This window comes from Salipaludibacillus daqingensis, assembly GCF_029891575.1.
GTDB classification, from domain to species: Bacteria; Bacillota; Bacilli; order Bacillales; family Salisediminibacteriaceae; genus Salipaludibacillus; species Salipaludibacillus daqingensis.
This window is the reverse complement of sequence record NZ_JARZHF010000005.1, coordinates 119,972-142,680: the sequence shown is the minus strand read 5'-3', so window position 1 is coordinate 142,680 and position 22,709 is coordinate 119,972. Positions and strand designations below refer to the sequence as shown.

At 37.3% G+C, this 22,709-nt stretch carries 16 protein-coding genes and 1 pseudogene; 11 read left to right on the top strand and 6 right to left on the bottom strand.

Features of this window, described 5'->3' with window-relative positions; translation table 11 throughout:
• Positions 1-14: 14 nt before the first annotated feature.
• Complete coding sequence (locus tag QDN89_RS11350; protein WP_280770253.1) at positions 15-1,319, bottom strand: acetamidase/formamidase family protein; 1,305 nt, start codon at positions 1,317-1,319, stop codon at positions 15-17.
• A gap of 282 nt (positions 1,320-1,601) precedes the next feature.
• Between QDN89_RS11350 and QDN89_RS11345 the strand changes: the two genes are divergently transcribed.
• The 4 genes and pseudogenes from QDN89_RS11345 (at position 1,602) to QDN89_RS11330 (ending at position 3,851) form a co-directional block, all read left to right on the top strand.
• A complete protein-coding gene (locus tag QDN89_RS11345; protein WP_280770252.1) occupies positions 1,602-2,216 on the top strand; it encodes an alpha/beta hydrolase in 615 nt (204 codons plus the stop codon).
• 6 nt (positions 2,217-2,222) lie between these two features.
• Complete coding sequence (locus QDN89_RS11340) at positions 2,223-2,828, top strand: flavin reductase family protein (RefSeq protein WP_280770251.1); 606 nt, start codon at positions 2,223-2,225, stop codon at positions 2,826-2,828.
• Positions 2,829-3,047: 219 nt separating this feature from the next.
• On the top strand, positions 3,048-3,377 hold the full coding sequence (locus tag QDN89_RS11335) for a PAS domain S-box protein (RefSeq protein ID WP_280770250.1): 330 nt from the start codon (positions 3,048-3,050) through the stop codon (positions 3,375-3,377).
• Positions 3,319-3,851, top strand: a pseudogene (locus QDN89_RS11330) (diguanylate cyclase). The gene QDN89_RS11335 and the pseudogene QDN89_RS11330 overlap by 59 nt, the downstream one beginning before the upstream one ends.
• 94 nt (positions 3,852-3,945) lie before the next feature.
• On the opposite strand, the gene QDN89_RS11325 reads toward QDN89_RS11330, so the two are convergent.
• Complete coding sequence (locus tag QDN89_RS11325) at positions 3,946-5,502, bottom strand: ABC-F family ATP-binding cassette domain-containing protein (RefSeq protein ID WP_280770248.1); 1,557 nt, start codon at positions 5,500-5,502, stop codon at positions 3,946-3,948.
• A gap of 225 nt (positions 5,503-5,727) precedes the next feature.
• On the opposite strand from QDN89_RS11325, the gene QDN89_RS11320 reads away from it, so the two are divergent.
• The 3 genes from QDN89_RS11320 to cshA all read left to right on the top strand — a co-directional run bounded on the left by QDN89_RS11320 (position 5,728) and on the right by cshA (position 12,176).
• Entirely contained in the window at positions 5,728-6,855 is a 1,128-nt protein-coding gene (locus tag QDN89_RS11320; protein WP_280770247.1) for a DEAD/DEAH box helicase, read from the top strand.
• A gap of 297 nt (positions 6,856-7,152) precedes the next feature.
• Complete coding sequence (locus tag QDN89_RS11315) at positions 7,153-10,452, top strand: DEAD/DEAH box helicase (RefSeq protein ID WP_280770246.1); 3,300 nt, start codon at positions 7,153-7,155, stop codon at positions 10,450-10,452.
• A 221-nt stretch (positions 10,453-10,673) separates the two neighbouring features.
• Positions 10,674-12,176: a degradosome RNA helicase CshA gene (cshA, locus tag QDN89_RS11310; protein WP_342394381.1), complete on the top strand. Its 1,503-nt coding sequence runs from the start codon at positions 10,674-10,676 to the stop codon at positions 12,174-12,176.
• A gap of 419 nt (positions 12,177-12,595) precedes the next feature.
• Here the strand turns inward: cshA and QDN89_RS11305 are convergent, their stop codons facing one another.
• Entirely contained in the window at positions 12,596-14,287 is a 1,692-nt protein-coding gene (locus QDN89_RS11305) for a hypothetical protein (RefSeq protein WP_280770245.1), read from the bottom strand.
• A 182-nt stretch (positions 14,288-14,469) separates the two neighbouring features.
• Between QDN89_RS11305 and QDN89_RS11300 the strand changes: the two genes are divergently transcribed.
• Positions 14,470-16,383, top strand: a complete 1,914-nt coding sequence (locus QDN89_RS11300; protein ID WP_280770244.1) for an ABC-F family ATP-binding cassette domain-containing protein — start codon at positions 14,470-14,472, stop codon at positions 16,381-16,383.
• A gap of 124 nt (positions 16,384-16,507) precedes the next feature.
• On the opposite strand, the gene kynU is transcribed toward QDN89_RS11300, so the two are convergent.
• The gene (gene kynU / locus QDN89_RS11295; protein ID WP_280770243.1) at positions 16,508-17,785 is read right to left on the bottom strand and encodes a kynureninase; all 1,278 of its coding nucleotides are present in this window, start codon (positions 17,783-17,785) and stop codon (positions 16,508-16,510) included.
• Positions 17,786-17,920: 135 nt separating this feature from the next.
• Between kynU and QDN89_RS11290 the strand changes: the two genes are divergently transcribed.
• Positions 17,921-18,700: a TspO/MBR family protein gene (locus QDN89_RS11290; protein ID WP_280770242.1), complete on the top strand. Its 780-nt coding sequence runs from the start codon at positions 17,921-17,923 to the stop codon at positions 18,698-18,700.
• A 52-nt stretch (positions 18,701-18,752) separates the two neighbouring features.
• A complete protein-coding gene (locus QDN89_RS11285; RefSeq protein WP_280770241.1) occupies positions 18,753-18,908 on the top strand; it encodes a hypothetical protein in 156 nt (51 codons plus the stop codon).
• Between the two features lie 79 nt (positions 18,909-18,987).
• Here the strand turns inward: QDN89_RS11285 and ytvI are convergent, their stop codons facing one another.
• The gene (ytvI, locus tag QDN89_RS11280; protein WP_280770240.1) at positions 18,988-20,139 is read right to left on the bottom strand and encodes a sporulation integral membrane protein YtvI; all 1,152 of its coding nucleotides are present in this window, start codon (positions 20,137-20,139) and stop codon (positions 18,988-18,990) included.
• A gap of 196 nt (positions 20,140-20,335) precedes the next feature.
• The gene (locus tag QDN89_RS11275; protein WP_280770239.1) at positions 20,336-21,472 is read right to left on the bottom strand and encodes a glycosyltransferase family 2 protein; all 1,137 of its coding nucleotides are present in this window, start codon (positions 21,470-21,472) and stop codon (positions 20,336-20,338) included.
• 292 nt (positions 21,473-21,764) lie between these two features.
• On the opposite strand from QDN89_RS11275, the gene QDN89_RS11270 reads away from it, so the two are divergent.
• Entirely contained in the window at positions 21,765-22,667 is a 903-nt protein-coding gene (locus QDN89_RS11270; RefSeq protein WP_280770238.1) for a diacylglycerol/lipid kinase family protein, read from the top strand.
• Positions 22,668-22,709 lie beyond the last annotated feature (42 nt).

Below are 22,709 nucleotides of genomic sequence, written 5' to 3'. Positions count from 1 at the left end.
AAAAATGAAGAAAACTATTCGATATTGCCGTATTGCTCGATGGCTAATTGATCTAACTGTAGTTTTTCCAAATCATGAACGGGAACTAAGAACGTTACAGTAATAACACCAGGGTTTCGTCCGATTTCGATGGAACCAGTAACGGTTGCACGGTTCATCACTTCAGGGACGCTTACTCCTAGTAAAATAGCAGCTCGCTCTAACCCGTTTGTTGTTGCATCATTTAGCGTTGGGCCTGTCCCCACAAATGAGAGAGGAAGAGACTTTTCTATACGATTTTCCATATTCCATTGTTTTGCTAAACGTTCGGCTTTTTCACGTTCTTCTTTTGAGAAAGGTTTAGCTAAAAAAGGCAAGTCTTCTGATACTGGTAATAGAATGGGACCTTGGATATTTAACCCTTTGATAACAGAAACTTGTAGCGTGACAATTCCGGAAACGTCCGTTGTATGTCCTGCTATTTCACCGTCTCCTTGCATCGCGTGCATATCGCCTAGATATACACCACCGCCAGGGACTTTAACTGGACAAATAACGACAGCGCCTTCTCGAGCGCGATTGATATCCATATGTCCATCTGTTCTATCTTCCAATTCTTCTTGAGTAAGAGCATATTCGTGCGGAGCTCCCACTAGAAAAGAACCGAAATCCCCAGCGTTGTGAGAATCTGGAATTGGACGAGAAGGAGTGGTACCTAGTTGACCCATAAATGGTCTAAGTCGAGCGAGTGTGCCAACCATATCGTGAGGAGCAAATGTAACGACAGGGTTTTGAACGGACTGATCTGGGGTTGCCATATAGTGACGACCCGCTTTTGCAACTTGCTCTGCTCCTTTTGCATCAAGAGTGATACCGACTTGCTTCGAATCATCAAAAGTCATCGTATAAGCGTTCGTGAACCGGAAAGGTGTGACGTCAGCACCACATTTAGCACAACGAATCGCATCTTGACCAATTCCTTTAATAACAGTATCTGGATACATCGTTTCACATTCCGGACATTTTACGGCAACGAAAGGGTCACCAAGAAATCGTCCATCGACAGGGGCATCATTTCCTGAGGCGGTTGCGATGGATGTCACTCGGATGGATTTGATTTTGATCGCAATCGCATCCCCTACTTCTGCCCCTTCAACGAAAACTGGTTTAGTTACTTCGTGTCCCCCTCGAAGGCATGGTGTAATCATAGGTCCCCAACAACCTGGAGTCGTATTAGCGATAATGTGACCTCCATCTTGAACCGGTCCAAGCATGTCTTCATTGGGATCCAACACACCGTTGACAAATTGATTGACAATAATTGTTTCTTTTCCTCCCATACCAATTTCCTCCTTTGTTTTGAAAACGTTTACATATAGAATATACTATGAGGGGAAGGGTGAAAGGAAATGATATGATTTTGTTATGGAGAATATATTATGTCGTCTCCTTCAACATATTGTTTAAAGGTACATATGGATACGTCACAAATGTTTGAAAAAGATTTTATGAGGTACTATAATAGAGGTACTTACTTTTTGAAAGTGATTTGTCGTTGTAAATAAGAAATGAGATTAGTAAAGTAATTTTTTATACTTAAATTTTGAGGAGTGTGTTAAAACATGAAAAATATTTTTAAACAAGGAACAAAAGGACATGACCAGACGTTGTTACTACTACATGGAACAGGAGGAGATGAGCAAGATTTACTGCCGATTGCAGAAATGATCGATCCGAATGCCTCTGTATTAAGCGTTAGGGGAAATGTAGATGAGAACGGCATGAATCGTTTTTTTCGCCGTTTAGCTGAAGGTGTTTTTGACGAAGAAGATTTGATTTTCCGTACGAAAGAACTTCAAGATTTTATCAATGATGCAGCAAAAGAGCATGGATTCGACCGTGACAAAGTGACAGCGGTTGGATACTCAAACGGGGCAAACATTGCAGCAAGTCTCGTGTATCATTTCGAGAAACCTCTTAATGGAGCTGTACTCCTTCACCCGATGGTGCCACGTAGAGGGATTGAGTTACCGAAACTAGAAAAATTCCCAGTATTTATAGGTGCAGGTTCAAATGACCCTATTTGTCCTCCTGAAGAGACCGATGAGTTGGAAAAAACGTTAAGTGAAGCGGGGGCTTCAGTTGAGGTTTTTTGGGCTAATCAAGGTCACCAATTGACAAGAGAAGAAATAGATCACGCGAAAGAATGGTATGACAAAAACATGAAAGGAGAGTGATGGAACATGGCGAAAATGGACCCTAAAAATTTATCAAAAAAAGATAATTATCGCTTGCTGACATCAGCAGTGACACCTAGGCCGATTGCTTTCATTACTTCCATGTCTCAAGAAGGAGTCATAAATGCAGCACCTTTTAGTTATTTCAATATCATTTCTGCTGAACCGCCATTATTAGCAGTATCGATTGGTCGAAAACAAGGGCAACAAAAAGATACCGCTAGAAATATTTTGCAAGTAGGTGAATTTGTTGTCCATGTGACAGATGAAGATAATGTAAAAAAGGTAAATTTGACGTCAATGAACTTGCCACCTGATCAAAGTGAAGTGAAAAAAGTAGGTCTTTCACCAACAGTAAGCGACGTCGTCGGTGTACCATCATTAAAAGAAAGCAAAGTTCGCTTCGAATGTATATTAGAGAAACACCTTGTTTTTGAAGAAGGAGAATCGGCCACAGATTATATTATTGGGCGAATTGTTAGCTACTATGTCGACGACGAATTATACGAAGAAGGGATAGTGAAAACGAATAAATTAAAACCAGTTGCTAGATTAGGTGGTAAAAAGTACACAACGTTAGGAAAGATATTTGAACTAGATCGACCGGACTAAGTGTTAAAATGACTTTGAAATAGAAAGCTCGCCATTCGGCGAGCTTTTTTTCTGCAAAGGCTATTTAGCCTTCAAAAAGTGGAGGAAATGTCAATTTATTATTTAAGTAGTTATAAAGGTGAAAAACAGGGAATGGGACTTTATTAATGAATTAAAAGAACTGATATTAAGTAAAGGAATAGTGTTTATAGGAGATTAAATGGATGAGGAGTGGGAATGATGATACACGGAGTTGATGCATCAGAATTATTTGAGCAAGCATTTCGTTTTTCGTCTATAGGCATCGCTCTCGTGTCCATAGAAGGAAAGTTTTTTCTAGCTAATTCAAGTTTAACAAAGATGCTCGGGTATTCGGAAGAAGAGTTAAAAACCAAATCATTTGTAGAATTGACACACTCCAAAGATGTTCATGAAAGTAAGAAAAAAGTAGAGGAACCTATTCAAGGCGAACAAAATAATTACCAAATGGAAAAACGTTACGTTCATAAAGATGGCAGAATCATTTGGTGTCTTCTTAATAACAGGTCTAGCAAATCGCCGATATTTTGATGAACAATTGGATTTTTTATGGGGAGAAGCAGTGAATAACCAAGGTGAACTTTCGATGATTATGTTAGATTTTGATTATTTCAAAAACTTCAATGATTTCTATGGCCATCAAGCCGGAGATGACTGTTTAAAACTAGTGACAAATGAAATAGATATACACTTATCGCAAGAAGATGTGGTTTTTGCACGCTATGGAGGAGAGGAGTTTGCAATGATTTTGCCCCATTTTTCAGAAGGGAAGTCATATGAACTAGCTCTAGAAATACAAAAGTTAGTCGAACAGTTACAAATTTACATGAAGTTTCTACGGTTTCTAAATATGTGACGATAAGTCTTGGAGTAAAGACTGTTCAGCCAAGTAAAAACGAAAGCTCCTTTCGTTTTATCAAACGAGTAGATGAAGCACTTTATCAAGCGAAAAGTAATGGAAGAAACGGTGTTGCCCCATGTCGAGAAATATCAAATAATCTATAATAAAAAACCTCTCTGTAACTTCCATTGCAGAGAGGCATATGTTTTTATGTTTAAGCTATGCTAATTGACGACTAAATGATAACAGAGCCAATGTTTAAAATACTTTTGTTGTCCACGATTCGCCGTTCCAAACATCTGTCACAATATCTTGATAAAACTCAGGTTCGTGACTGATAAGGAGAATACTTCCTTTGTATGCTTGAAGGGCTCGTTTTAATTCCGCTTTCGCATCCACATCTAAATGATTAGTAGGCTCATCTAAGACTAACACATTTGTTTCGCTGTTAATGAGTTTACAAAGTCGTACTTTCGACTTTTCTCCGCCACTTAAGACAGACACTTTACTTTCAATATGTTTTGTCATTAAACCACACTTTGCTAAAGCGGAGCGAACTTCTCGTTGTGAAAAATGAGGAAAGTCTTCCCAAATATCTTCCATACAAGACAGGTTTGTTTGTTTTTTTACTTCTTGTTCAAAGTAGCCAAGGTGCAAGTTGTCTCCGCGTTCTACGGAGCCTTTTAATGGTGGGATTTCACCTAATAAACTTTTTAGCAGGGTTGTTTTACCAATTCCATTCGCACCTGTTAATGCAAGCTTTTGTCCTCTTTCCATTCGTAAATTTAATGGAGCAGATAACGGTTCATCATAACCAATGACTAAATCGGTAGCTTCAAAAATGAGCTTACTAGGTGTTCTAGAGAATAAAAAGTTGAACTCTGGTTTTGGTTTATCTTGGGTTAATTCGATCTTTTCCATTTTATCTAGCTTTTTTTGCCTAGACATGGCCATGTTCCTTGTTGCTACTCTTGCTTTATTGCGAGCCACAAAGTCTTTTAAGCCAGCGATTTCCTTTTGTTGCTTTTTATATGCAGATTCTATTTGCTGTTTTTTTACTTCATAGACGTGCATGAAATGATCGTAATCCCCAGCGTAGCGATCTAATGACAAATTTTCCATATGATAAACAAGGTTGATGACCGAATTTAGGAACGGAATATCGTGGGAAATAAGAATAAATGCATTCTCGTATTCTTGTAAATACCGTTTTAACCATTCGATATGTTGTTCATCTAGGAAGTTTGTAGGTTCGTCTAATAGTAGAATATCTGGTTTTTCTAGAAGAAGTTTAGCTAGTAGTACTTTCGTTCGTTGGCCACCACTTAAATCATTGACTTCTTGCTCAAGACCAATTTCATCTAATCCTAACCCTTTCGCAATTTCTTCTACTTTCGCATCGATCGTGTAAAAGTCATTATTTGTTAACATATCTTGAATGATACCAACGTCTTCTAGTAACTTTTCCATTTCTTCAGGGGAAACGTCCCCCATTTTTTCATACATCTGGTTCATGTCGGATTCTAAATCGTATAAATATTTGAACGCTCCCTTCAGAACGTCTCGCATTGTTTGCCCTTTTTCTAAAACGGTGTGTTGATCCAAAAAACCTACACGAACATGTTTTGACCAATCGACTTTACCTTCGTCTGGATCAAGTTGACCGGTAATGATATTCATGAACGTTGATTTCCCTTCCCCATTCGCACCAACTAGACCGATGTGCTCTCCTTTAAGGAGGCGGAAAGAGACATCATGAAAAATCTCACGGTCGCCAAAGCCATGACTTAAATTTTTTACTGTTAATATACTCATTCTACTGCACCTCTATATATAAAATTGTGTTACTTTCATCATCATTTATTTTCTATTGGAATGTATAGACCTTCCAATGATAAGCAAACAGACTAGTTTTCTTTCTTGATAACAAGACATAGATCAACGGCTACCTTGCACTTTTCTAAAAATAAGTTAAAATCGGATTAGCACTGAGAAAAGAGAGCATTGTAATAATATACCCTCTCAAAAAAGGAGAAATCAATGAGTAATCCATCGTCTATCATACCTACTTTACCACCCTTCTTACAAGAGGCGTGGGAGAAATCAGGTTTTACAACATTAACACAAATTCAAACAGAGATGATTCCTAAGGCATTAGAAGGAAAAAATATTATCGCAGAAGCCCCAACAGGGTCAGGAAAAACGTTAGCTTATTTAATACCCGCTTTGCAAAAAATAGACACGAATATAAAGCAAACACAAATTGTCATTGTTGCATCTTCTCGAGAATTAGTAATGCAAATTTTGGACGAGGTTCAAACCTGGTCAAAAGGCAGTAATATTATGGGCGCTGCCCTCATCGGTGGAGCAAATGTAAAGCGACAGCAAGAAAAATTGAAGAAAAAACCTCAAGTGATTATTGCTACACCAGGCCGATTAATGGAACTTGTAAAAAGTAAAAAACTAAAGATGCATGAAGTGAAAACAGTTGTTTTGGATGAAGCAGATCAACTTTTTGCAAAAGAGCACATAAATGAAATCGATGACTTGATGAAAGCTGTTTTGAAGGATTGTCAACGAATCATTTGTTCAGCGACGATTCCAAAACATGTAGAAAAACAAGCGAAACAAAGGATGGACTCGCCACAGGTCATTCGAATCGATATGGATCGAGATCATTTAGAGAGAGTGGATCATGTTTACCTTGTTGCTGAGCGTCGTGACAAAGTAAAATTACTAAGAAAACTAGTTAATATGGAAGGACTATACGGTTTAGCTTTCTCAAACGACATACGAGAATTAGAAACGTTTGCGGAACGTCTTGAGTTTCGCGGTAAAAATGTTGGAGTGCTTCATGGCACTACTACGAAACAAGAACGGGAAAAAGCGATTAATCAATTTAGAAGCGGAGAAGTACCGTTACTGATGGCAACGGATGTTGCGTCAAGAGGATTAGATATCGATGGTTTGACTCACGTTATTCAATTGGATTTAGCAAACGATATTCAGCAGTACGTTCACCGTTCTGGTCGAACTGGTCGTGCTGGACGTTCTGGCACTGTCGTCTCCATTGTGACAGAAGGTGAAAAAGAAAGAGTGTTACAAATGGGTGAAAAACTAGGATTGAAAATGGAAGAAAAAACACTTTCTTATGGAAAGTTAGTTTAATAAAGAAAACAGCACAACTACTGTGCTGTTTTTTTTATTAAGCTATCAAAGAGTGATTACTATGCCTTACATTAAAAATGTGTGATAAATTTTAAGGTAGATTAGATCATTTACGTTTACGATTTTTCATATGAATGGAACGAGTTCATTGTATAATTTAGCTTGTTTTATTAGCATTAATTATGAAAAACTTTCTATATTTTCGATTTAAGCTGAAAAGTTTGTTAAAATTAAAGATTGAGTACTGCTTATCGTCATTTAACTTTTAGCCAAACATAGAAAAGCAGGTGAAGAAAAATGAACCTGAATCAATTAACGAATAAAGATATTCATAAAAATAGTGCTTCGACTAGTACTTACGACAAAGGAAATAAATATTATGAAGAAGAGCACGTTCAAGATGTCGTTTGGAGTAAAAATGATCGTAGTTTTCGTGCCATTGTTAGAGGTCATGAAGATTATCTTGTAACTGTTAAAGCAACAGAAGGAATGCTATTAACGAAATCAAAGTGCACTTGTCCAGCTTATGAAACGTATGAGGGTTTTTGTAAACATATTGTGGCTACACTGTTCTCAGTGAGAGATTATTTCAAGAATCATAAAATAAATACAGACTTTTTATCAGAAGGGAAGACTAATACAATCGTGAAAATCCCTTATAATGAAAGAGAAAGAACGAGTAAATTACTGAAGTCTTTTGAACAACTTTATGTAAAAAAGCAAGAAACGTATCACGAAAGAGAACCATTAAAGGTACAATACATTTTAAAAATTTCGTCGACATTTAGTGAAAGAATGCGAGGATCCATTGAGTTAGAGATGAGAATAGGCCGTAAAAGACTATATGTCGTGAGAAATGTATCGGAACTTCTCCATGCAGTAGAAGAAGAGCAAGCGCTGAAGTTTTCAAAATTATTTACGTACCATCCATCTGACTATTATTTTGAAGAAGAAGATATCGCTATTTTCCGGTTGATGGCTAGGTTATTAGATATTAAATATGCGGAGACGTATACCTTCTCGTATCAATATTTAAGACGGTCGAAAGACCAAGACCGGAGTTTCGATGTGCCACCTGCTTACGCGTTTGATTTTTTGACTCAGCTTGAAGGAAGAGACGTGATTGTCGACGACCATACTCATGAGTATCAAGGATTTGAACTTCAGAAAGAAAAACCTCCTCTTTCGTTTCAAATTGAAGATGATGTGACTGATGCAGGAATTTACCGACTAACTTGGGAAAATGCCATACACGCAACGTATTTCGGAAAAAAATACGGTCTTTTGTTTTTACACGGTATCTTTTACAAATTAGAAGGAAATCACTTACAAGCTTTTGATTCGTTATTTTTTCAAATTGCCATGGAAGACCCGTCAGAAATGCTAATAGAGGAAGCTCAGCTTGAATCATTTGCCTCGATCGTTTTACCACAATTAAATGAAATTGGGGAAGTGGAATTAAGTGAATCAATTCGTGAGAATATTCAAATGTCTCCGCTCGTTCCTCAGCTATATGTTGATTATCAGGCAGATCGAGTGACGGCAGAAGTTATATTTCAGTACGGTGAAATGAAACTTTCTCCGTTTCGTCAAGATGCGACGGAAGGTAGTCAGCTCATCGTTCGTGATATGGAAAAAGAGTATTATTTGCTTTCGTTTATTGAAGATATTCCGTTTAAGTTCAATGGAACGGAATTATACTTGGAAGAGATGGAAGACATTTTAGATTTTGTGGCTGAAGATGTACCGAAACTCTCTGAGTTGTTTCATCTTTATGCTACTTCTGCTTTACGAAACATTGTTCATCAGCCGGAAGAACGACCTTCAGTGAAAGTGGAAACTAATGAAAAGCTGAACCTGCTAGACGTAGAGTTTGAAATAGATGGTGTATCAGATGAAGAACTTTCCCAAGTATTAGAGAGCCTTCTCGATAATAAGAAATATTACCGTCTAGCATCAGGTCAATATATTCACTTGAAAAATCAAGAATTCAATGGGATGAAAGAGATGATGGAGGATTTAGATATGTCCTCTGAGGAAACAAAGCAACATGCAAAGCTGCCTCTATATCGAGCATTTCAGTTGAATGAAACGACGGAAGTTCAAGTGAAAAAAGATCGTGCTTTTAAAAAGCTCGTCGAACGATTAACAGAACCAGAAGAATTGGATTTTCCAATTCCCGAACATCTTGACGACGTATTAAGAGACTATCAAAAAAGAGGGTTTCAGTGGTTAATGTCTCTATCTTACTATGGTTTTGGTGGTATTTTAGCCGATGATATGGGATTAGGAAAAACACTTCAAACGATCACATATCTTATTGCTTCTAAAATGAATCATCCTGAGCAAGGTCCAGCACTGATTATTTGCCCGTCCAGCGTTGTTTACAACTGGCAAAAAGAGATGGAACGATTTGCTCCAAATTTATCCACTGCGGTTATTGCTGGTCCGTCGTCAGAAAGAAAAGAAGCAATGGAAGAAGCCGAGAAGAGTGATGTATGGATTACGTCCTATCCACTTATTCGAAGAGATATTCCGCACTATCAAAATCGAACCTTTTCAACAATGGTTTTAGATGAAGCACAGTATGTGAAAAATGAAGGAACACTAACTGCGAAGGCTGTAAAAATGATTTCTTCTACTCGAAGTTTTGCTTTAAGTGGAACTCCTATAGAAAATTCACTAGAAGAACTCTATTCGATATTTTCACTTGTTCAACCAGGAATGTTTAAAAACAAACAAGTATATAAAAATATGGAAGAGCAAAAGATTGCAAAACGAGTAAAACCATTTGTATTAAGACGCATGAAACAAGATGTTTTAACAGAGCTTCCTGATAAAATTGAGTCCGTTGAGTATACACCGTTAACAGATAAACAAAAAGCCGTATATTTAGGGCAACTACAACTGTTACAAAACGAAGCTACTACTGCTATTCAAACAGACACTCTTCAGCAAAACCGGATAAAAATTCTCGCAGGAATAACACGACTCCGTCAAATATGCTGTCACCCAGGCATGTTTATGAAAGAATATGATGGAGGTTCTGGCAAACTAGAGCGTCTTATGGAATATTTAGAAGAAGCTCGGGACGCTGGTAAACGAATTGTCCTCTTCAGCCAATTTACCCAAATGCTTTCGATAATGAAAGAACGATTGCATGAAGGAGGATGGGATTATCATTATTTAGATGGGTCGACACCAGGAAAAGAGCGTCTAGCCTTGTCAGAGAAGTTTAATGCTGGTGAGAAAAACTTATTCCTCGTTTCACTAAAAGCAGGTGGAACTGGCTTGAATTTAACCGGTGGAGATACAGTGATATTATTTGATTCATGGTGGAATCCGGCGGTAGAAGAACAAGCGGCCGACAGAGTTTATCGTTTCGGTCAAAAGCGTGTCGTGCAAGTGACCAAAATGATCACCACAGGAACGATAGAAGAAAAAATTCATAAACTCCAAGAAAAAAAGCGTGATTTACTCGATCGTGTTATTCAACCAGGGGAAACAATGATTTCTTCGTTAGGGAAAGATGATATCGAGGAATTACTTGATTTGAAAGGGGGAAAGGAAAAATTACGTAATAAAACTAGTCAATAAGGATAAACTATGTTAAAGTAGGAAAGTTGATTAAAAAATCAAACATCATACATGTGATTCATCCTTTTCGTGTAAGATAAAGAATAAGCCCTTCAGAACAAGGATACCTAAACAGCTTGTTCCGTTTAATAAAGGAATGGGCTGTTTTCTTTATAAAGATTGAACGTAGGGCATGTGGCTCGCGTTATCAGGAAAGTATGAACCAAAAGGAGAAATTAAATTTGGCACTTTTTAAAGATTTAAACATTGAGGAATCCATTTTAAAGGCAATTGAAAAAATGGGATTCACGGAAGCAACACCGATTCAAGAACAAGTTATTCCAGCAGCGAAAGACGGACAAGACGTCATTGGACAAGCACAGACCGGTACAGGTAAAACGGTTGCTTTCGGAATTCCGCTTTTAGAATCTGTTGACAAAGATGCTAGTCATCCACAAGGACTTGTACTAGCTCCTACTCGTGAGCTTGCGATGCAAGTATCTGATGAATTGAGTAAATTAGGTCGCGATAAAGGAATTACATCTCTAGCCATTTATGGTGGACAAGATATTTCTAAACAAATTCGTGGTTTAAAGAAACGTCCACAAATTATTGTTGGAACACCAGGTCGTTTTATGGACCATATGAGAAGAAAAACGATTAAGCCAGAATATATGAATACGGTTGTTTTGGATGAAGCAGATGAAATGCTCAGCATGGGATTCATTGAAGACATTGAGACGATTTTGAAGGAAGTACCTGAAGACCGTCGTACAATGCTTTTCTCTGCAACAATGCCTAAGCGCTTGAAAACAGTCATCAATTCTTTTATGACTAATCCTGTTACTATTGCGATTAAATCAAAAGAAATGACTGTAGAGAATATCGAACAACGATATATCGAAGTACATGAAAAGCAAAAATTTGATGCACTTTGTCATATTCTTGATATTGATCCTCCAGAATTAGCGATTGTATTCGGTCGCACAAAACGCCGTGTTGACGAAGTGACAGAATCACTTGGTATTCGTGGGTTTGCTGCGGAAGGACTTCATGGAGATATGAAACAAGAACGAAGAGACGCTGTCATTCGCAAGTTCAAACGTGGTGCTATTGATATCCTTGTAGCAACAGACGTTGCAGCACGTGGATTAGATGTGAACAACGTTTCTCACGTTTTCAACTTCGACTTACCACAAGATTCTGAGAGCTATGTTCACCGAATTGGTCGTACAGGTCGAGCGGGTAAAAGCGGAATTGCTTTTAGTTTTGTTACACCTAAAGAACGAGATCACTTGAAAGTGATTGAAAAGAGTACGAAGAAAACAATGAAGCAACAATCTGTACCGACATATGAAGAAGCGTTAGCTGGTCGTCAAGATCGCTCCGTTAACCATTTGATGCAATCTCTTAGAAGCGGTAACTTTGAGCACCTTATGGGAGCTGCAAAATCAATGCTAGCAGAGCATGATCCTGAAACATTAGTTGCAGCAGCATTAAAAACAATGACAAAAGAACCAGACCAAACGCCAATTCGTTTAACTGGAGAAGCACCTGTTCATGCCAAGCGTCGTAGTGGCGGTGGATATGGTGGAGGAAAAGGAAAACCTAACCGTAATTCCTCTTCAGCAAGAAAGCGAACAGACAATGATCGCGGTGGTCGAGGTCGTCCCGGTCAAGATCGCAACCGCGGTGGTGGAAAACCAGCTGCAAAAGTAAAGTCTCTTGCATTTAAAAAGAACTAAAGATGGAATAGATAAAGACTGACTCACAATATCCTGAGTCAGTCTTTTTTTGGTGTTTAAAACGACAGAGATGCTATTGGAGTTCATTTCATATGCTTGATACGAGTATGGAGATTGCCAAAAGGAGGAAGAAGCTGTTTACGGCCGCTCTTCTACCAGTCTTACCTAGAAATGGACTCGCAACGGTCACAAGAGGCACGCTCTTCTACCAGTCTTTGGGAGAAATCGGCTCGCAACGGTCACAAGAAGCACGCTCTTCTACCAGTCTTACCTAGAAAACGGCTCGCAATGGTCATAAGAAGTTAATTCTGTATAGCATCAACTCCCAACCCACTAATATCACATCCTTCCAAATTTACCCGTCAAAAAAGGTTGACCCGAGTGCTTCCCGGATCAACCTAAATTTATCAACATCTATATTAAAAATCTAACTCTTCAATCGGTTGAACATCTTCTCCAGTATCCATGAATGAGATGGTAATCTCGTCACCAGCTTCAATAAATACAGCTCTTGGATAAGAGGAAGCATTAACTGTGAATATTCTCTCTTCACCTTCTAATAAAATACGAACTGTGACATTATCTTCACGATCCCATTGGTACACTCTTTCAACAGTTGCTGTTATTTCAACCATGTCAGTGTATTCTCCAGGAACAACTTGATCATCTGTTTTCGATGCAATTTCCAATTGATAAGCACCAAAAGCTTCACGCTTCGTTTCACCATGGCCATAAACGTTCTCATCACTTGCACTAATGAGCATAATTTGTCGGAGTACATTGTTTCTATCCATTAATGGGGTGACCCATGTGTACTGTCCGTATATGTTATAAAGGGATGGTGTTCCAGCAATGTAGTCATCACGCCGGAATGTACGTTCAGCTAAATCCATCGCTGTTCGACCATTTAAGGAACCACTAGCGTCACGGAAGTAGCTAAGTTCACCGCTTCTTGCATTAAATAGGGTAAAGCCAACCATCGAACGAGATGCTTCTTGACCATCGCTTTGAAGACGCATATGGTCGGTGAACCAGCTTAACTGTAAATCTTGGTTAACAACGCCCGTTACGGCATCTGTTTCTCCCCATCTTGTAGGTTCTGTTAAACCTTCACGTCCGAAAAAGCGATTAATCAGTCCTTGTTTATAAATACCGAACCAATTATTTCGTTCTTGCGCAATATGAGGAGGATAAACTCGATTGACCCACTCTGGTGCATCTTCTTTCGCATATTGAGTGGTTTCTCCTGAAGCAGGATCAACCGTAATGATTCCATCCACTTCAGCTACTCTTCTGAATTCAGTGAAGTGCCCATAGCTGACAATATAATATGGGTTTCCTTCCCCATCAATCTCGAATGTAGTGTCGAGCATAACAACATCAGGATGTTGAGAGCGAACATGGCGCTCTAAGTTTTCATGAAAAAATGCAGATGGAACGTAGTTCATTTCTGTCAGGACAAGTTCAGGTTCTTCACGAGGATTTTCTGCACTAACCATAATGTATCCAGGTGCATGATTACTTCGATACCAGCGGAAGATCCCATCATATTCGATAGGTGTAATCCAATAAAGAGAATCATTTACCCGTTGAATTCTAGAATGGCCTAAGTTATAAAATGCTGGATTATCCAACTGTCCCATCATAATATCAGAACGATACTCTGCATAACTGCGAGGAACAACAGGTATGTGTTCTTCGTTAACAGGGTTTAGTTCTTCTACTGTTACTTCTTCCCCATCTGCTATATCAAACTTTACGTCTGCTAAAAATAGCGGTTGCACGAGCCAAAAAACGATAAACCCAATTAAAATGACAAGACCTACACCAGCACCACTGGTAGCTTGCTTTTTTCTGAACGTTTTCATAAACATGAAAACCAACGTGTTATCAAGGATTAAACCAATTCCGATAATCGGTAAATAAGCTGCGATAAATGCGCTTAAACTTTGATCTAACAATCCTATGTAAAACAGAAGTAATCCATAAATAAATCCAAGTATATACCTTACGGGAATCCATTTGCGGAAATCAGTCATCTTCCACCAACTCATTTGAAGAGGAAGGAATAAAAGAGCTAATAGAGCACTTGCTAAAATCATCTGAATCATACTTTCACCTCATTTAATTTATAGGAGCAAAATGTCCTACTTTTCTATACGAATTCAGTCATTAAAATGTTTCAATGATTGACATATTAATCTTATCACAGTCAGGCTCATATCGGACTATTCATGCATGATTTTTTCAGATACAATAAGGAATTAGAGTAACAAATGAAGGATGATGATATATGAGTATGTTTCGAGTAGAACAATTACATAAAACGTTTGGAGAGAAAACGTTATTTGACCATATTTCGTTTTCGATTGAAAAAAAAGAACGAGTTGGTCTCATCGGTGTGAATGGTACGGGAAAATCTACGCTCCTGAAAGTTCTTGCCCAAATCGATGGAAAAGAATCTGGAGAGTTAATTTATCCAAATGACTTTTCAATCGAATATTTACCTCAAGATCCCGAGTTAGAAGAAGATCTGACGGTACTTGAGCAAGTATATTACGGTGATGCACCAGTTATGAAAACGATGCGAGCTTATGAACAAGCATTGTTGAAATTGGAACAAGATCCAATGAATGAGTCCTATCAGAAAAAATTGGCTGATGTGCAACAAAAAATGGATGAGCAAAATGCATGGGAAGCGAACACATTAGCAAAAACGGTTCTAACGAAGCTTGGTGTTTCAGATTTCACTAAAAACGTAAAGGAATTATCAGGTGGACAAAGAAAACGCGTTTCCATTGCTAAATCTTTAATTCAACCAGTTGATCTACTTTTACTGGATGAGCCGACGAACCACTTGGATAATATGACGATCGAATGGTTAGAAGGATTTTTGGCTCAGTACCCTGGAGCGATTATGTTAATTACGCACGATCGTTACTTTTTAAATCGTGTAACGAAACGAATTTTTGAATTAGATCACGGGAAGCTTTATCAATATAACGGTAATTATGAATTATTTTTAGAAAAGAAAGCAGAGCGAGATCAAGAAGAAGATCAACAAGAAAACAAACGACAAAATCTTCTGCGACGTGAACTTGCTTGGTTGAAACGAGGAGCAAAGGCTCGTACAACGAAACAAAAGGCTAGAAAACAAAGAGTAGAAGCGATTCAAGAAGATACACCACAATCGAAACATGGGGATGTTGATTTTGCTATTGGCTCTACTCGACTAGGAAAGAAAGTCATAGAATTAGAAAAAGTGTCCAAGTCATTTCAAGGACAGACAATCATTAGTAATCTTGATTATTTGATTATCCCAGGTGAAAGGTTAGGAATCATTGGTCCAAATGGCGTTGGTAAGACAACATTATTGAATATGATGGCTGGTCGTATCTTACCTGATGAAGGCAAGATTCATGTAGGAGATACAGTGAAGATCGGTTATTATACGCAAAATCATGAAGAGATGGATGAAAAGCTCCGTATGATTGATTACATTAAACAAACGGCCGAAGTCGTTCATACAGCCGATGGGCAAGTGATAACAGCAGAACAGATGTTAGAAAGGTTTTTGTTTTCACGACCGATGCAGTGGACGCACATACGTCGATTGTCAGGTGGAGAAAGACGTCGATTATATTTGTTAAAAACACTGATGGAAGAACCGAATGTGTTATTTTTGGATGAGCCGACCAATGACCTTGATACGCAAACATTATCAATACTAGAAGACTATCTCGATCAATTTCCAGGTGTTGTCATCACGGTTTCCCATGATCGATATTTTCTTGACCGTGTCGTTGATAAACTTCTCGTTTTTCAAAAGGAAGGGCCTATCGAAAGATACTTTGGTTCATATTCTGAGTGGTTAGAAACAGCGAAGGAAAAAGAGGTAGAGCGACAGCAGCTAAAAAGCCTAGAAAATAAGCAAAAAATCATAGAGCCAAACACAACAAAAAAGCCCAAAAAACTTTCTTATAAAGACCAACAGGAGTGGAACACAATCGAAGACCGAATTGCTGAATTAGAACAAAGGCAGGAAACGGTTGAAAAAGAGATCGCTGACACAGGAAGCGATTTCGACAAAGCGCGAGATTTATTTGATGAACAAAAGCGTTTAGAAGAAGAGTTAGATAAAGCGATGGAAAGGTGGACAGAATTGTCTATGATCGTAGAAGAAATGGAAGAAGATAAAAAGAAATAATAGATGCGTGTTTCCTATTAGAACGAATGGTATATGTTCTAATAGGAAACACGCTTTTTGTTTAGGGCTAAAAAAGAGTACGTCGTTTCATTAATCCCTACTCTATTTTCATCGGAGATAGAACTTAAGCGATAATGTTTCTCTCGTTTGAAAATCGTTCGAACGTTTTATTTTCTAGAATATTCTTCAATATCATGTACGTTTGCCATAAATCATCATATGAACTATATAGAGGAGATGGAGCAAATCTAATCACATTTGGTGCTCTGTAATCTGGGATAACGCCTTTTGTTTTTAAATCTTTGCAAATACGTGCTGCATCTGGATGAGTGACGGCAATATGCCCCCCTCTACGAACGTCTTCGTAAGGTGTTATGACGATGAACTTATTATCCAATTTGTTAAGGTCTTCAAATGCTTCTCTTAAGTAACTTGTTAGTGTCAGAGACTTTTCTCTAACACACTTCATTCCTATTTCTTCAAACATCTCTAGGGAACCTAAGAGAGGAGCCATGCTGAAGATATGAGGCGTTCCTAACTGATAAGCACTTGCATTATTTGCTGGTGTAAATGTATGCGCCATATCAAATTGTTTTGTTTTATCTGATCCAAACCACCCAGTTAAGCCGGGTACTCGACCGTGGTGTCTCTCGTGAATAAATAAACCTGCAACTCCACCTGGACCACTATTTAAATATTTATATGTACACCAAACAGCAAAATCACATTCGGAATGATTTAAATCATGAGGGACGACACCGATGGAGTGTGCTAAGTCAAAGCCAATGATTATTCCGCGATCATGGGCTGCTTTCGTCAATTTGTTTATATTAAGGAGTTGGCCACTTCGATAAAATACTGTTGGAAGCAAGATTAAACAAACATCATCATTCATTTGATCAATGATATCTTCTTCATTTAACGTATGTCCATCAGTACTTTTCACTTTTATTAAGGATTCCATAGGGTCTTCCCCATGCAAAATCAACTGACTTTCTAAAACGTAAACGTCTGTAGGAAACGCTAGTTCATCTGTTAATATTTTCTTTCGCTTCCCTTTTGGTTGATATAAAGAAGCAACAAGTTGATGAAGGTTTGTCGTAATCGATCCTGTCACCGTCACCTCAGATTCTCTAGCACCAATCAGAGGTGCTGTAAGTTTTGATAATGTTTCAGAGTAATATAACCATGGGTCCGTTCCTTCTGTCCAGCCATCAATAGCGAACGTTTTCCAATCATTCATGCTTTTTATTAAACTGGATTCTGCTCGTTTTGACATTAGTCCTAAGGAATTTCCGTCTAAGTATATTGGGGATGAAGCAGGATAATAAAATTCATCGCGATATTGCGAAAGGAAATCGTCGTTATCTAACTTACTTGCTTTTTTTTGTAATAAATTCATCGTGACCTCCTAGGTAAATTTATTCAGTTAACTTAGTGTATCACGCTCTAAACTTTTCAGGATAGACTAATGGTTAAAACTTGCCCAGTATGGGTAAAAGTATAGTAATTGATTTTAACGGGGAGACTTGTCATTATGAAACAATTCAAACATAAACTCATATATTGGATTAATGTTGCATCTTTAGTTGCAGTTATTGTCATCAATGCACTTGCGAATATATTACCTTTTAATAATTTAACAACAGGTGACATATCAGATCAATTGAATGTTTTATTCACACCAGCGGGGTATGTATTTAGCATTTGGAGTGTTATTTATCTATTTCTCGTTTTTTGGGTTGTAAGACCGTTCTTTACGAAACATAAGAAGGATCAACAAGCATATTTAAACGTAGGGTATGCTTTTCTAGTGAATGCTATTTTAAATATTGGTTGGCTTCTTTTGTTTCATTATGAATTTTTTGTGACTACATTGTTTGTCATGGTAGCTCTCTTAATAAATTTAATTGTCATTTATCGGAGGATACACTCTGTGGATGGAACGAGTGTTTGGATGAGGTTGCCTTTCTCCATCTACATTGGTTGGATATCAGTAGCAACAATCGTAAATGTAGGTATCTTTTTTAACACAATTGGTTTTGAGCAAGGTTTCGTATTATCACCTGAAGCGTGGTCGATTGCCTTGTTAATTATCGCACTATTATTAGGTGCTTGGTTTACCATTTCTCAAAAGGATGTCATATTCCCACTCGTATTTATTTGGGCTTTTATCGGAATTGGATTAGAAAGATATAGTGAATATCCAGCTTTAGGTTTAAGTGCATTTGTTGTAGCTGGGATACTAACAGCTTTTACAGTGATTAATTTCTTTCTAAACAAAGGATACTTTAAATTAATGGTTGAAGAATCTTAAGAATGGGTAAAGTTATAGTAGTACAGAATTTAGCTAAGAGGAGGGTGCATCAATGAATATCACAAAAGAAGATGTCCTTCGACAAATTGATGAGTTATCCGAAACAGAGCTTAGAATCATTTATACATTTATTGAGGAGTTTCGAATTGCTGAAGCAGAAAGAAATTCCCAAGCTCATTTTGATCATGAGCTTTTTCAAGATAAATAAAACAGATGTTTTCATTTTATAAGCGCACACTTCTTAATAAGAAGTGTGCGCCTTTTTATTGTCCTATTTCTTTGGAAAACTACTTTTTATAGTAAATTTTATTCGGTGGATCATCATGCTTAAATCCATCTCGAATAAATACAAATAGTTCATGACCGACGCCAATATCTTTAAAAATTACTAATACAACTAGAATAAGAGGTCCAAGGAAAACCCCAACGATTCCAAAAATTTGAAAACCAATAAATAAAGATAATAACACAGCTAATGCATTTAAATTCATGCTTGAAGACAATATTTTCGGCTCAATGGATTGACGAATGCCAACAGTGACTCCATAAACGATTGCTAACCCAATCCCCATACTAATATTTCCTGTGAAGAACATATATATAAACCATGGAATAAGAATCGTTCCAGAACCTAAATAAGGCAAAATTTCTGCAATTCCTATAATCATTGCAATCGTTAAGGCATACTCGACACGTAGAATGGCTAATCCGATCAAAACCACGATAGATGCAACAAACATTAATATAAGCTGTGCTTGAACAAATCCAATCACTCGAAATTGAAACATTGTTTTAAAAGCTTTAGCTTTTTTTAACACGGGAGCTGGAGTAGTGAGATAAATTCTTTTAAATATTCGTTCCCAATCTTTTCCAATAAAATAAAAAGCAATAAAAACAAACAAAAACACGATTAAAAAAGTTGGAACGATAATAAGGACATGGGCCAGTCCATCTGCAAGACCTTGTCCAATATCTGTGAGGTTTTCAGCTAGCCTACTTCCTAGTGTAGCAATTCCATCTTGTAGGGTTGCTTGCTGTTCTGGTGTAAGGGAGTCCATTGCACCTGTAACTTTTTGCCAAATAGGGAAGATTGATTCATTAAAAAAATGTTGCATTTGAAATGCCGTCGTTTGAATCCATTGAGGGACAAAATCAGAAATTCTACGTACACCAAACATGATTAAAAAAACAATTCCTGTAATCGCTCCTACTAAAGTACTGATTCCGAGAAGAAGCGTTACAAGAACCGCTAACGAATTTGGAAGGTGAGCTTTATTTTTGAAAAATCGGATAAGTGGATAAAACATCCAAACAAGCAGCGCTGCGATCCAAAAAGGGTAAGAGACTGTGAATAGCCATCCGATAATCCATATTAATGAGAGAATGACAACGATGACTAATAATAGTCTGGTAAATATCCATGCATGTTTTTTAGTCATGGACCAGCACTCCATTCTTTCTTTTGACATGTAAGGTGAAATCGATACCTATGGTTTATTATTCCAATATTAATCCTCTTTACACATATATTTAATCATAGCAGATTATTCCATTATAATACATCCTCCGTAAAGAAATATAGTTTACTTCATTTGTAGCAATCAGACTGCCATATAAACATAGATAAATATTAGTTTATTGATTTTTCATCTGTTGACGTAATTCTTTAAGAGAGTAATGGGTTCCTCGCCATTCTATCCGACCATTTTTTATTGTGACGAATGCGGATCGACAAAGACATAAGATAAATAATAAACCATTTAAAGGCATGAATAAGAAAAACCACGGAGAATCTTTTACAAATTTCTTATTATACCAGTACATTGTTGCATAAATGAATATAGTAGCTAAAAAGAACACTCTCGTTAACAAATCGGAAGAAGTAATTCCGATGAAAGGTAATACATGAAACATGAAAAGAAGTATTGAAAAGAGCATAACTAAAAATACGCTGTATCGCATAAAGGCAAATAAATTTTTTTCCAATCCAGTTATCACTTGAGGGATGTTCTTATACCATTGAATCCGAATTAAGTTTTTCCCAAAACCTAGCTGTTGGCGATAACCTGTTTGGACAACCCTTTTCCCTAATTTTAAATCATCATCCGGAACCATAGCTAAAGAACGATGTGTCCCAATTTTTTCATAAACACTTGATCGAAGCATGTTATAAGCTCCTACCCCAGCGTGTTTTAACTGTATAAAATTCCACACACCTAAGATACTCCAATAGCTATGAAATGCCCTATAGGCCAAAGAGCCACCGATATTTTCAGGAATGATAGTCAAATGATCAAGCTTATTTTTGGTGACGCAATGAACTGATTTAGTCAGCGTCTCTTTTGAAAATATTACGTCTCCATCCGCAAATAGTAACCATTCACCTTTAGCAAGTTTAGTTCCTTCATATAAAGCGTGATTTTTGCCGAGCCAACCATGTGGGAGAGAATGAATGGTTGTGATAGTTAGTTTCTTTCGATTACGATGTGTTTCTTTTAATTGTTTTAGAAACGTTAAGGTCTCATCTGTAGAGCGGTCATTTGTAACAATGACTTCATACGATGGATAATGCTGATCTAATAGAGAGTGAATACTTTTATAGATTTCTTTCTCTTCATTTTTTGCGGCAACTATGACACTAATAAATGGCGTGCTACTTGGTAAATGGCGTGGGTAATTATCAAGTATTGCAAGGTTTTTAGTACCATAATACCACTGGAAAAAAATGAAAAGGGCTCCTAAGAATACGAAAATAGACAATATCATTAACATCCAAGTGAAACCTCCTAAATGAGAGTTGAATTTTTAGACAATCTAATAATACTTTTTGATAAACTCGAATTTAATGCGGAAATTTTTATCTGCATTAAATTCGAGCATTGTCTTAACTATAGTAATAATTTATTAGAATTAGCCTGGTATTAAATTAAATATGAAAAATTGCGTTTTTGTTTAATGAAAATAAAAGAAATGAGTGAATACTTATTTTACCATCATTATGAAAAAGATAGCGACGAGAATGACTTCCTTTTAAAACGGGTATAGTTTCAAAAGGATGACAAGGATGGGAGTTGGAAACATGTATGCAAAAGGTATGATTTTATACAACAGCAAAGCTGGTCAAAATGACATTCAACATGATATTGGAGTTGCAGTAGGAATTCTTTCTGAAAAAATAGAAGAACTGACTATTGTTAAGGGGAGTAAACCAGGTGATTTAGAACGAATTAGTTATGAACGTGGAGAAGAGGTAGACATCTTATTTGTAATGGGCGGAGATGGAACGGTCCATGAGTGTGTAAACGGTTTGGCGAGATTGACTAATTCCCCTTTAGTGGCCATTCTTCCCAATGGTACGTGCAATGATTTCGCTAGGTCATTACAACTTCCTTTAACTGTTGCTGAAGCATGTGTCGTAGCGTTAAGGCGAAATAAGAAAATCGTAGATATTGGATTTGTAAATGGACGTGTTTTTACAAACTTCGTAGGAATTGGCCTTATCACAAAAGTGTCAGAAAATATAGATGAAGGAATGAAAGAAGTAACCGGATCATTGAGCTATCTGTTGAGCGCTTTAAAATCAGCGAAAGAAGCCGATCCTTTTCAATATAATCTCAAGACAGCATCGGAGCACCTTGAAGGAGAAGCAGTGATGATTGTTGCTATGAATGGTCATTATATTGGAACAACAGAGCTGCCATTTGAAGACATGTACCTTGATGACGGTAAGTTAAATGTTTTTATAGTGAAGGAAGGAGGTATGTCTATTTTTCTAGAGTGGCTTCAGCGAAAAAACCCATTTATTCAAGAAGTAGAAAATGAAAATATTGTAATGATGAAAACAAGTACATTAAAAATTCAAACAGACGATAAAATGTTGGTTGATACGGATGGAGAGATCTATTTGAAGACTCCTTTAAATATAGGTGTAAGTTCTAAACCGCTAACTTTTATAACTGATTTATGATGCTATAAACTCAGTGAGCAATATACTATCTATTCCATATTA

What these genes read in the sequence shown, in the direction of transcription:
- ytvI (WP_280770240.1), bottom strand. Translation starts at nt 20,139, where the DNA reads ATGACTAAAAAACATGCATGGATATTTACCAGACTATTATTAGTCATC.
- QDN89_RS11275 (WP_280770239.1), bottom strand. Translation starts at nt 21,472, where the DNA reads ATGTTAATGATATTGTCTATTTTCGTATTCTTAGGAGCCCTTTTCATT.
- QDN89_RS11270 (WP_280770238.1), top strand. Translation starts at nt 21,765, where the DNA reads ATGGGAGTTGGAAACATGTATGCAAAAGGTATGATTTTATACAACAGC.
- QDN89_RS11325 (WP_280770248.1), bottom strand. Translation starts at nt 5,502, where the DNA reads ATGAGTATATTAACAGTAAAAAATTTAAGTCATGGCTTTGGCGACCGT.
- QDN89_RS11345 (WP_280770252.1), top strand. Translation starts at nt 1,602, where the DNA reads ATGAAAAATATTTTTAAACAAGGAACAAAAGGACATGACCAGACGTTG.
- QDN89_RS11340 (WP_280770251.1), top strand. Translation starts at nt 2,223, where the DNA reads ATGGCGAAAATGGACCCTAAAAATTTATCAAAAAAAGATAATTATCGC.
- QDN89_RS11290 (WP_280770242.1), top strand. Translation starts at nt 17,921, where the DNA reads ATGAAACAATTCAAACATAAACTCATATATTGGATTAATGTTGCATCT.
- QDN89_RS11315 (WP_280770246.1), top strand. Translation starts at nt 7,153, where the DNA reads ATGAACCTGAATCAATTAACGAATAAAGATATTCATAAAAATAGTGCT.
- QDN89_RS11335 (WP_280770250.1), top strand. Translation starts at nt 3,048, where the DNA reads ATGATACACGGAGTTGATGCATCAGAATTATTTGAGCAAGCATTTCGT.
- QDN89_RS11320 (WP_280770247.1), top strand. Translation starts at nt 5,728, where the DNA reads ATGAGTAATCCATCGTCTATCATACCTACTTTACCACCCTTCTTACAA.
- QDN89_RS11285 (WP_280770241.1), top strand. Translation starts at nt 18,753, where the DNA reads ATGAATATCACAAAAGAAGATGTCCTTCGACAAATTGATGAGTTATCC.
- QDN89_RS11300 (WP_280770244.1), top strand. Translation starts at nt 14,470, where the DNA reads ATGAGTATGTTTCGAGTAGAACAATTACATAAAACGTTTGGAGAGAAA.
- kynU (WP_280770243.1), bottom strand. Translation starts at nt 17,785, where the DNA reads ATGAATTTATTACAAAAAAAAGCAAGTAAGTTAGATAACGACGATTTC.
- QDN89_RS11305 (WP_280770245.1), bottom strand. Translation starts at nt 14,287, where the DNA reads ATGATTCAGATGATTTTAGCAAGTGCTCTATTAGCTCTTTTATTCCTT.
- QDN89_RS11350 (WP_280770253.1), bottom strand. Translation starts at nt 1,319, where the DNA reads ATGGGAGGAAAAGAAACAATTATTGTCAATCAATTTGTCAACGGTGTG.